This is a genomic window from Rothia nasimurium, from assembly GCF_928381415.1.
Lineage (GTDB): Bacteria > Actinomycetota > Actinomycetes > Actinomycetales > Micrococcaceae > Rothia > Rothia nasimurium_H.
Window position 1 is genome coordinate 16,901 of the sequence record NZ_CAKMSF010000004.1, and the last position, 9,639, is coordinate 26,539.

General features: G+C 57.0%; 14 protein-coding genes. 3 read left to right on the plus strand and 11 right to left on the minus strand.

Annotation, left to right across the window (positions count from 1 at the left end; genetic code table 11):
* Positions 1–518 precede the first annotated feature (518 nt).
* The 9 genes from L7A20_RS05370 to L7A20_RS05410 all read right to left on the minus strand — a co-directional run bounded on the left by L7A20_RS05370 (position 519) and on the right by L7A20_RS05410 (position 6,530).
* The gene (locus L7A20_RS05370) at positions 519–2,996 is read right to left on the minus strand and encodes a phage/plasmid primase, P4 family (RefSeq protein ID WP_237222669.1); all 2,478 of its coding nucleotides are present in this window, start codon (positions 2,994–2,996) and stop codon (positions 519–521) included.
* Between the two features lie 31 nt (positions 2,997–3,027).
* The gene (locus tag L7A20_RS05375; protein WP_237222670.1) at positions 3,028–3,171 is read right to left on the minus strand and encodes a hypothetical protein; all 144 of its coding nucleotides are present in this window, start codon (positions 3,169–3,171) and stop codon (positions 3,028–3,030) included.
* Positions 3,155–3,373 carry a hypothetical protein gene (locus L7A20_RS05380; protein WP_237222671.1) on the minus strand — a complete coding sequence of 73 codons (219 nt, stop codon included), beginning with the start codon at positions 3,371–3,373 and terminating at the stop codon, positions 3,155–3,157. Before L7A20_RS05380 ends, L7A20_RS05375 begins: the two co-directional genes overlap by 17 nt.
* Positions 3,374–3,467: 94 nt before the next feature.
* The gene (locus L7A20_RS05385; protein ID WP_237222672.1) at positions 3,468–4,280 is read right to left on the minus strand and encodes a hypothetical protein; all 813 of its coding nucleotides are present in this window, start codon (positions 4,278–4,280) and stop codon (positions 3,468–3,470) included.
* A 17-nt stretch (positions 4,281–4,297) separates the two neighbouring features.
* Positions 4,298–5,071: a hypothetical protein gene (locus L7A20_RS05390; RefSeq protein WP_237222673.1), complete on the minus strand. Its 774-nt coding sequence runs from the start codon at positions 5,069–5,071 to the stop codon at positions 4,298–4,300.
* A gap of 18 nt (positions 5,072–5,089) precedes the next feature.
* On the minus strand, positions 5,090–5,428 hold the full coding sequence (locus tag L7A20_RS05395) for a hypothetical protein (protein WP_237222674.1): 339 nt from the start codon (positions 5,426–5,428) through the stop codon (positions 5,090–5,092).
* A gap of 27 nt (positions 5,429–5,455) precedes the next feature.
* On the minus strand, positions 5,456–5,689 hold the full coding sequence (locus L7A20_RS05400) for a hypothetical protein (RefSeq protein ID WP_237222675.1): 234 nt from the start codon (positions 5,687–5,689) through the stop codon (positions 5,456–5,458).
* Between the two features lie 302 nt (positions 5,690–5,991).
* Positions 5,992–6,234: a hypothetical protein gene (locus L7A20_RS05405; RefSeq protein WP_237222676.1), complete on the minus strand. Its 243-nt coding sequence runs from the start codon at positions 6,232–6,234 to the stop codon at positions 5,992–5,994.
* On the minus strand, positions 6,231–6,530 hold the full coding sequence (locus tag L7A20_RS05410) for a hypothetical protein (protein ID WP_237222677.1): 300 nt from the start codon (positions 6,528–6,530) through the stop codon (positions 6,231–6,233). The genes L7A20_RS05405 and L7A20_RS05410 overlap by 4 nt, the downstream gene beginning before the upstream one ends.
* A 108-nt stretch (positions 6,531–6,638) precedes the next feature.
* Here L7A20_RS05410 and L7A20_RS05415 point away from each other — a divergent pair, with 108 nt between their 5' ends.
* Entirely contained in the window at positions 6,639–7,514 is an 876-nt protein-coding gene (locus tag L7A20_RS05415; protein ID WP_237222678.1) for a hypothetical protein, read from the plus strand.
* Between the two features lie 521 nt (positions 7,515–8,035).
* Positions 8,036–8,401 carry a hypothetical protein gene (locus tag L7A20_RS05420; RefSeq protein ID WP_237222679.1) on the plus strand — a complete coding sequence of 122 codons (366 nt, stop codon included), beginning with the start codon at positions 8,036–8,038 and terminating at the stop codon, positions 8,399–8,401.
* On the opposite strand, the gene L7A20_RS05425 is transcribed toward L7A20_RS05420, so the two are convergent.
* Entirely contained in the window at positions 8,388–8,858 is a 471-nt protein-coding gene (locus L7A20_RS05425; RefSeq protein WP_237222680.1) for a hypothetical protein, read from the minus strand. The two genes, L7A20_RS05420 and L7A20_RS05425, sit on opposite strands and share 14 nt — an antisense overlap.
* A 47-nt stretch (positions 8,859–8,905) precedes the next feature.
* Positions 8,906–9,136: a helix-turn-helix domain-containing protein gene (locus L7A20_RS05430; RefSeq protein ID WP_237222681.1), complete on the minus strand. Its 231-nt coding sequence runs from the start codon at positions 9,134–9,136 to the stop codon at positions 8,906–8,908.
* A 169-nt stretch (positions 9,137–9,305) separates the two neighbouring features.
* Between L7A20_RS05430 and L7A20_RS05435 the strand changes: the two genes are divergently transcribed.
* Positions 9,306–9,599, plus strand: a complete 294-nt coding sequence (locus L7A20_RS05435; RefSeq protein ID WP_237222682.1) for a helix-turn-helix domain-containing protein — start codon at positions 9,306–9,308, stop codon at positions 9,597–9,599.
* The last annotated feature ends 40 nt before the right edge of the window (positions 9,600–9,639 follow it).

Genomic DNA, 9,639 nt, shown 5'->3' on the forward strand with positions numbered 1-9,639 from the left:
GGTTTGTTGTTGTTGGGGTGTGAGGAGTGTGGGGTCGGTTCTGGTGGGCCAGGCTGCTGTGTCTCCTGCGTAGCCGTAGAGGGTGAGTGCTCCGCAGTTGGGGCAGGTTTGGAGTTGGGCTTGGCGTTTGCAGTTTTGGGGGTTTTGGAGTTGGTTGATGATCCATTGGGTTGTTCCTGGTGGTGGTGTTGGGATGGGGAGTTGGGGTTGGTGGTGTTGTTTTTTGGGCATGGTGTTTGTGGGTGGGGGGCACAAGTGGCACAAGTGGCGGGTTTTCTATATGAATGCTTAGTGTGTGCGTGTGCGGGCTCGCGCGTATATAGCTGATATAGAAGAAATGCCACTTGTGCCACCTAGTTATGGTGAACTTGGGCTTGACTTGGGAATAATTGGGTGGCACTAGGTGGCACATTCTTTGTTTCCTTGTGCCTTTTTTGCCATGGGTGGCACAAGTGGCACAGCTTGCAGGTTGTGTTTTACCTGGTGGCACAAGTGGCACATTGTGTCGGTTCACTGTTCTAGTTCCCAAAGAGGTCGGTTCGTTTTTTGTCTGCTTCCTCCTTTTCGATCTGCGAGTTGAGCTTGATACCCCCGAACATTCGAGCGCCTTTTGTGCCCTTGGGTGCGTTGCGGCCGACGAGTACACCGGCCCGCTCCAGCTGCCTGGTGAAGGCTCTGCCTTTCAGCGGTTCTTCACCTTCGACGCGGCACCATGCCTCGTATTCTCGACGTACATCAGAGACAGTTGATTTACAGTTGGGGTTGCCGGGGTACAAGGTCGCCTCATCCTCCAAAAACCTCGACACCGTATCCTGCGACTCCTCATACGTCCTGGTCGCCGCAAGCACCGACTCAGGCTCCTGCAGCCCGTCCTTCAAGTACTCCACCGCACCTTCTACCAGCCAGGTCATGATCGCTTCCCCGTGTTCGCGCAGCAGTATGCCCTGCAAATCGGGGATGCGTTCTTCGGGTGGGACGGTATGGGTGAAGGGGATGATACGTAGGCGTCTCCAGAATCCGTCGCCGCCGGATTCGACGGTGGGCCAGAAGTTACCGGTGAGCCACAGGTGGTGGGTGGGGGTGAACTCGAAGTCGTCCTGGCGCATGAAGCGGGCGGTGAGTCTGTCGCCGCCGGTGAGGAGTTTGACTTTGGCTTCGTCGAATTTGTCGTGTTCGTTGACTTCGTGGCAGTTGACCCAGCGTTGTCCGGTCAGGCGCGCGATTTCTGTGGAGTGTTGTTGGTATTTGCGGGCCATGAGGAATTCGTTGGGTGCGCTTGCTGCGTAGTCTCCGAGGACGCCGGCGATGGTGTCCATGAATACTGATTTGCCGTTTCCGCCTGATCCGTAGGCGAAGGGCAGGATGTGTTCGCGGACTTTGCCGATGATGGAGTACCCGGCGAGGCGTTTGATGTACCCGATCATTTGGGGGTCGTTGGGGAAGGTTTGGTTGAGGAAGGTTTGCCAGACGGTTTGGTCGGCGTTGGGGTTGGGGGAGTATTTGGTGAGTTTGGTGTGCATCCTTTCTGGGTTGTGGGGTTCGAGTTGCCCGGTTTTGAGGTTGACGATGCCGCCGGGGGTGTTGATTTCCCAGGGGTGGTTGTCGAAGGCGTCGGCGGGGACGGCTAGGTGTGGGTCGGTTTCTGCTTGGGTGAGGGTGTTGGTGGTGCCTACTGCTGAGAGTGAGCGTTTTTTCCATTCTTTGTCGGGTTGGTCGTTTTCGGGGAGGCGGGAGGCGATGTTTTTGACTGCTTCGCGGACGGCGCCTCCTGATTTGGGTTGTTGGGCCCAGTGGCCTTGGTTGAAGTGGTACCAGCGGCCGCGGTCGTAGTTGTAGCGGATGGTGTTGCCGTGGGCTGCGATGAGGCGTAGGGCGTTGCCGTAGTCGGAGCGGGCTAGGGGTTGGAAGTCTCCGTCGTGATCTAGTGGTGTTTGTGCGGGTGTTTGTGTGGGTTGTTCTGGCTCCTTGGTGGGGTTGGGTGTTTTGCCGGCTTTGAAGATGGTGCCTAGGTCGATGTGGGGTTCTTTGCCCCACCCTTCTTTAGCTAGTGCTTTGGCTGCGGCTTGGTGGTCGGAGTCGTGGTTGAGGAGGGCGTAGGCTCCGAATTTGGTGTAGGGGGTTTCGGGGGTGAAGGGGGTGGAGGTGGAGAAGACATAGAGGCGGTCGCGGGCGGTGTCTCGGCCGGTGGTGGCTGAGATTTCTTGGCCGAATTCTTTGCCGGGGCGTAGCCAGTAGGTGGTGTGTCCGGTGGTGCGGGCTTTTTTCCAACCGTGGGGTTCGAGGATTTCGGCCCAGCTGGTTTCGGCTTCGTAGTGGTCGCCTGGGCGGTTGCCTTCGGTCCAGTCATTGTTGGGGTCGGTCAGGGGTAGGGGTGTGTCGCCGGTGGTGTGTGCTCCGGTGGGGTCGTCTTCGCCGATGGAGGCTAGGAGGGCGTGGAAGGCGGTGCGTTCTTCTGGGGTGAGGGTGGGGATGGTGGCTGGTCCGCCGGTGATGCGTTTCCAGGGGTTGCCGGTGGTGTGGTGGGTGCCGTTGGTGGGGGCTGCGATGAAGTAGCCGCCTTGTCCTCGGGTTTCGGTGAGGGTTTCGGTTCGGCCGGTTTGGGGGTTGTGGCGGCGTGCTAGTGGGGTGTTGCCGGGGACGGGGGTGCCTTGGAGTCGGTAGATCCAGTGGATTCCGCCGGAGGGGGATTGTTCGGCCCAGCCGGTGGTGGCTTTGGTCCAGAGGTCGATGAGGCCGGTGTCGTTGGCGAGGGTGATGATGTCGGGTAGGTGGGTGAGGGCTTTGCCTTCGATTTCGGCCATTTCGAGGTTGCCGCTGCTTTTGCCGGTGACGATGGCTAGGCCGGTGGTGGGGTTGGTGAACCAGGTGGTGAGTTCGCTGCTGGTGTTGGGGTTGGTTTGGTAGTGCTTCCAGCTGATGGTGGGGCGTTTGCCGTTGGTGGGGATGACTGTGATCCCCGCGGTGTGGAGTTCGTTCGCTGTTGCGAGGATGGTCATGGTGTTTGTTTCCTTTCAATGGGGTGGGTGGTTATTTGTAGCCGAGCCAGGTGGTGAGTCGGTTGAGGGTGGGGTGGTTGATGTTGGGTGCGATGTAGATGGTGAGCCAGGCGGTGCCGGTGGTGATGAAGAGGGTGGGTGTGAGGATGGTGAGGGCGTTAGCGAGTGGTGTCATTGGTGTGTTGGCGGGTGAGGTGGTTGTGGGCGTCTTTGATGAGGTAGGGCAGGGCGTTGTGGGCTTGTCCGCGGGTGATGGACCATTGGTGGAGGGAGTGGATGATTTTTTGGCAGTGGTTGCAGTAGATGCGGACGGTGGGGCGGGGTCCGTCGAAGTTGAAGTGTTGGGTTTTGATGGTGATGGTGATGGGTGCTGCCATTGTGGCGGGGTTCCTTTCTGGGTGGGTGGGGGTGAGCCCACCAGCTCCTTTGTTGTGTGGTGGGTGCTGGTGGGCTCATGGGGTGTGGCCTGGTTTAGGCTGCGGTGCGGTAGGTGTCTACTACCTGTGGGGTGATGTTGGGGTTGGCGAGGGCGTTGACGATGGTGGTGGTGTCGATGCCTTGGCCGATGAGGGTTTTGATGCTGTTTTCTTGTTCGGGGGTGATGGTGGGTGCAGCGGGTGCGGGCTGTGCCGGTGCGGGTGCCTGCTGGGGCTGGTACTGGGGCTGTGCGGGCGGCTGAGGCGCTGCCTGCTGGTACATTGCGGGGTCAGCGTAGTTCCCGCCCTGCGTCTGCTGGCTGTACCCTTGCTGGGGTGCTGCCGCCTGCTGTGATTGAGCAGGTGGCTGGGCCTGGTACTGGGGCTGTGCGGACTGTCCCTGTACTGGTGCCTGCCCCTGCGCCTGGCCCTGGCCGGTGAACATACCACCACCAGCAGCAGGAGCCTGGTACACGGCCGAGTACAGCTTGCGGGGGTTGCGCGGGTTCTTAGAATTCGGGTCATCGCCGGTGTAGGTCACCTGCAGACGCCCACCAACCTGCAAATCAGACTGCCCAGCTGCCTTCATCCCAGCCTGAATGGCATAGAGCATCTGGGAGGACTGACGAACCCACAGGGCACGCTTACCGTCATCGTCCTGAATCTGCGGGTCACGCTCATCGGTCTGCAAGGTGACTTTCACCTGCATGACGGGGTCGCCGGAGGGCCAGTAGTCGGGGGAGTTGTCCTCGTACTTGCGGGCCTGCATGGGCTCACTGATTTCGGTGATTTCGCCGGTGATGGTTGCCCCGGGGGTGGGGAACTTAGCTGAGGCTGAGGCTACGGGGGTGAAGAATGACATGGTCATGTTTCCTTTCGATGTGGTTAGTGGGTGGCGAAGAAGTTCGCCGTGGTGGTGGTTTTGATCTTGTTGGCCGGGGCGCACCAGGGGCAGAACCGGTCATCACAAGGCGGGTACTGCTCCAGCACGAAGTCGGGCCCGTGGGCTTCGATATCGTTGTGCAGCTGGTTGGCCCGCACGAGCGCCTGGATGGCGGTCATGGGGTCGTAGGGTTCCCACCAGAAGTAGGCGTCGGTGAGTTCGCCGTCCCTGGGGAGGAATGCGATCATGACGCGTTCTACCTGGTGCCCTGCTGCTGCCCATCCTTTGCCGTAGAGGTGGGCTTGGACCCGGTACTGGTTGGAGGGTCCTTTGGAGCGGTAGTGCTTCAGGCGGGTGGGGCCGACGAATTTCCAGTCCAGTACGGTGCCGTAGGCGGGGATGAACAGGTCAGTTGAGCCGGTGATGTCGGTGTCTCCGATTCGGCCGACGTTGACTCTTTGTTCGATGAGGTAGGCGCCGGGGATGTACTGGTTTTCGGTGTCGAACCATTGCTCCATTTGGGTGTGCAGGGCGGTGCCGACGGTGGGTTTCCAGGCTGGGCCCCGGGGTGGTTCGTCGTGGCCGGCTAGTTTGTGGATGAGCCGGCGGGTGCAGTCGATACCAATTTCTGAGGGGCCGATGCGTTTTTGTTGGGAGCGGGGGTGGTTGGTGATGTGCTCTTCGATGGTGTCGATGAGCATTTTTGCTAGGTCTTGGGTGGTTTGTTGGGCTGGGTGCCCTTTCCGCTGGTAGACCCTGGGCGGGCTAGTAGCCATGGGGTTCACCTCTTTTCTTTATTTGATGGTGAGGCGGGAATCGTACACGTCCGAGAACTGCTCCTTCAGTGCCGGGGCCAGCAGCTTCGGGTCAGGCTCGGGCGCGGCCTGCTTGTAAAAGTGCGGGTGCGCCTCATAGGGGAAGGCTTCGGCGAACTTGCGCTTGTTGAACCGTTTTGAGGGTGAGACGGTCAGGTCGAAGACCCCGTCTGTGTACTTGCCGTTGCCCATGTTGCGCAGGTATTTTTCGATTTCTTCCTTGCGGGCTTTGAGTGGTTCGAGCTGGTTGTTGATGTTGATGAGCTCGTGCAGTAGGGAGGTGGCGAGTTCGTCGAGGTGGGTGGGGGTGGTGGTCATGGTTATTTTCCTTTCAAACAGGGGTGTTTAGCGGATGGTGGCCCAAAGCCCCTTGGGGCAAATAGCGGCCAGGTCTTTACGGGTGAGGTCTTCAGCCCGGTGGCAGAAGCCCCAAGCGCCCGGGGCAACCCGGTCAGCAGCTGCTTGGGCTGCTGCAAGGTGCTTGGCGTAGATATTCAGGTAGTACCCGCCCGGTACTGGCGGGATGCTGTTATCGGGCGGGATCGTGACGATGAACCGCCGAAGACGCGGACGTCTCATTGGTGTTTCCTTTCGTTCGCTGGTTGACCCAGTCACTGGTGGTGTAAAAGGTCAGAACCCCCAACGGCCCGATCAGCAGCAGCGCCCCACCGGTGGGGGACGGGTTCAACAGGGCTAGGGTGGTGAGCGATACCCAGCAGGTGATGGCTTTTGCTCGTGCGCTCATCATCAAGCTGCCTGACTGTAGTCGTCGTCGGGGTCTGCGAAGTAATCACAAATGCACGGGAGGCTGGTGGAGCCTCCACAACCGGGGCAGGCTGGGGCAGGTTCTGGCAGGGCAGCCCATTGAGGGTGGTCGGGGTTCATGCTGCGTCCTTAAAGGTCAGAGACTGGATAAGTTTGTTGATGGCACTAGCGGAGACTCGCTTATCGGGTCGCTTCCCACCGGGGTTCAGATCGACGTATTCCAGGTGGCCGGCGTCGATTTGTTTTTGGAGCCAGGTGCGTGAGCCGAGCCCGAAGAAAGCGGCCGCGGTGTCGAGGGTGTAGAGCTGGTCTACGAGGACGATGTCCTCGCGTTGGGTTGGGGGTGGGGGCTGGTTCATTGGTCCTCCTTGGTAGTTTCGATGGTTGCGGCGGTGACGGTTCGGACGAGGCCTGGTAGGGCGTTTACTTGCAGGGCGTGGGCGATGGCAAGGACGTCGAGGATGGTGGCGTCTGCTTCACCGGCTAGGAGCTTGCGCAGCTTCGCGGTGGTGACCTTGTGCCCGGCGGCCGCTGTGGCTTCTTGGATATAGGTGCGGGGGTAGTCCCCGATAAGCTGGGCTAGCTCGTGGGCGATGGTTTCCCGTACCTTTGCGGTGGTGGCTTCAGTGAGGTGGGTGCGGATAGACTTAGTCATGGATTAATCCCCTTTCTGGGAAATCAAATGCCCCCGGGTGGCCGTCTGCAGCGGCTCCCGGGGGCGACATTATGTTTGATGGACTATGTACGAAATGGATAAAAGAATATGCCTGAATTTGCCCAGTGGATTCCCTATACCCAGAGAATGGGAATACGCGAACCCTTTGTGCTAACTAGTAATCTTTCTGAACGGCCTGGAGCAAAGGAAGTACTTCAGGAATGGGTAAAAAATTCCTTACCGTCTGTTAAATCAGAAGACGCTATCAAATCGTTTTTATTGCAAGTAGGAGTTAACAGTTTTAAGCGAATAGATCTTAAACTGACTTACGTTATCGATTACAGGTCAACCTTTATAACCTGGGCTGAAGAATCAGACGAAAACCTGCTTGACTCGATTGATTTCATACTCCGTTACATAAACAACTGGGATGGGCACGAAAAGCTCAAAGATTTCAACTTCATCATGGAGTCTTCAAACCTGAATTATCAGTGCAGCCCAGAGCAACCTTATCGACTGATGCACCGCGTTCTTCCCGCAACTCAGGAGCAATACCTGCATGCAGTGGAATCAGTTCCGGAGGTAACTGCGAAGCTTCTTTCTAAAGCCTGGGCAGAGGCCTACGGTTACAAGGGGAACCCTGAACAAGCGTGGAATGATTCTCGTCGTGCGGTTGAGAATATCCTCAAACCAATAGTGCACCCAAAGAGCAACAATTCAACGATTACCCGTCTCATCACAGATATTGAAGTAAAACCTGAAAAGTTTGCTTGTTCAATTCCGCTCAAGCCCGGCGATATGTCGAGCCCGGTTCTCAAGTTCGTCGAACTGCTCAAGATGATGCCCTACGAAGAGGTACATCATGGCGGCAATATAACGCTGAAAACGGTTGAGCCGACCTGTGAGAATGCCAGAACTCAGGTACTTTTGGCGGCAACTATTTGCCAGATAGTTGCTGACGGCAATTTTTCCCTCGCAGAGTAAATAGATGGTAGCGAAGGGGGCAACCGCCTGGTAAACCGCTACTGGGTCGTGAGGGTTCGGTAGCGCCTTGAGCTGTTTCTCAAGTGCCTTGCGGTGAGATAGGGGGATATATTGCGGTCGGTCGAGGAAGCTGGTGATAGTGGTTTTCTTGGTCATGGTTGTTTCCTTTCATTGGTGGGGTAGAGCAGGGGGCGGGCGGTGAATACGCGTGCCAGGTGCGATTCTGTGTGGAATGAGCTGACATAGTGCCTGCCCCCTTGCTCTACAGTGCCCCGCCCCGGTCTCGAACCGGGTGTTTTCTCCATTAGTGCGGGGCTTCTTGGGGTGCCGTCTCCCCGGGGTGTCGCTACATCCCCTGGACGGCGTCTATTCGGTTATCAATCAGCAACCCCATCAAGGTGGGGCAAAAAGATCTATTGGGTTCTGCCTGGCCCGTTTCAGGTGATTTCCTGCAACATCGTGGGTTTTGCGGTAGAAAATTAACGAGAGGGTTAACCTCTCCGTTTTGATTGGAGACTGTTATGCAAGATTCACGAGCCTCGATAACCTTTTACCTACCGGGTGCCCCCATCACCTTGGAGGGTGATGTACATGCAGTTCACGCCCTAGCGGAATTCCTCTGGCATCTGCCAGGAAGCATGAGCGCATTTACATCTGGCACCGCGGCACAATTTCTGCAGGACCCCCTGGTAATCATTGGGTGTGGAACTCAGATTCTTTCTTTCCCCGCTAAGACGCCCATCCTTGTGGAAGTACCCGAAAAGGTACTTACGAGCTCTGCGATTACCAATGATGCTTTTGACGCTTATAAGAAATCGTTTAGCGAGGAAATCATGGGCTTCCATATCGAGTTAGATAAGGATCTTTTCCCGGTTACTCACGAGTAAAAGTTGAACGGTTATCGATACTTACCGTTGGCTTCCAGTTAGCGTTTTCTCGAGCCTGGGAACGTTTTTTGTGTTTAATGTGCCCGCTGATTTGGCGGTGCACCTTGCTGAGAAGATTTAGTAGGGTGTTGGCCCGGTTGCTGCTTGCGGTGGCCGGGTCTTTGCTGTTGGTGCTCATTTTCTGCTCCTTGCGGTGGGGGTTGGTGTGGGCTTCGCGCAGGCCGGCGGAGATGAGGCTTGCCCGGGCGCCGTCCTGTCGTCCGTCGGTGTATCCTTCGTCCCAGCCAGCTGCCTGACCGGCCGTGTAGGCCTGGACGAAGTGAGTCGATACGTCCTGTACCTGCTTGCGGGTGATGGTTTTGCCGGTGACGTTCAAGGCCTTGAATAGGGCGAGCATGAGCGGTTCTAAGGTTGTGACGGTTTCCTGCTCGCTGGGGGAGAGGTTGGTGGTGTCCACGACTTTCCTTTCTGGATATTCAGAACTGGATAATTGAGGCTAAAAAATTAACTTGCAAGGCTGGTGAGTGCATAACCTCGAGCGAGATCATCTGCTCCAACATTGAGCCAATGTGCAACAACGAAAAGGTCGTTGGTATTGAGCTGTGAGAGGCCTCGGCGAATCATGCTGGCCTGAGTGGGGGTTACTTTGAGTAGTTCCGCCAAATCCTTGTTGCGCTTGCCTTGGTCGAACATCAGCTTGTCGATAGAATCTGCAACCTTCTGGACGGTTGTCATCGCTTCCTCCTTTCTTGGTGATGACTCAACAATATATCCAATACTGGATATTTGTCAAACATACTTGAGAAAAATATTCTGAACGCGATAAAGTTGGAGCATGGCAAGTAAGAAATCTACTGAACCCAGCGAATTTTCGAAGCTAGTAAATGAAGAGCTGAGAGTCCTCATGACTCGGCACGGACTTAGTCAGACAGAACTCGTTAAGAAGTCTGGCGTCAGTCAACCAGTCATCTCTCGAACCATCTATAACAATGCTTCTGTATTGAATACCAATCAGCTGGAAGCACTAGCCCTAGCAATGGGGGAGGATCCCTCTGAGGTTCTCCGGCGTGCGGAACTTGTGTTGGCTCGCAGAGCTGCTGTCTCGCGTCCTTACCCAAACCTCCAACACGGCTACGCCCTCGCCGCCTCCCCAGACCGCGGCCCCACCGCCGACGCCAACGAAGAAGACTACCTCTAAACCCCACCACCCAGAACCACACACCCCAGAAAGGAGGGCA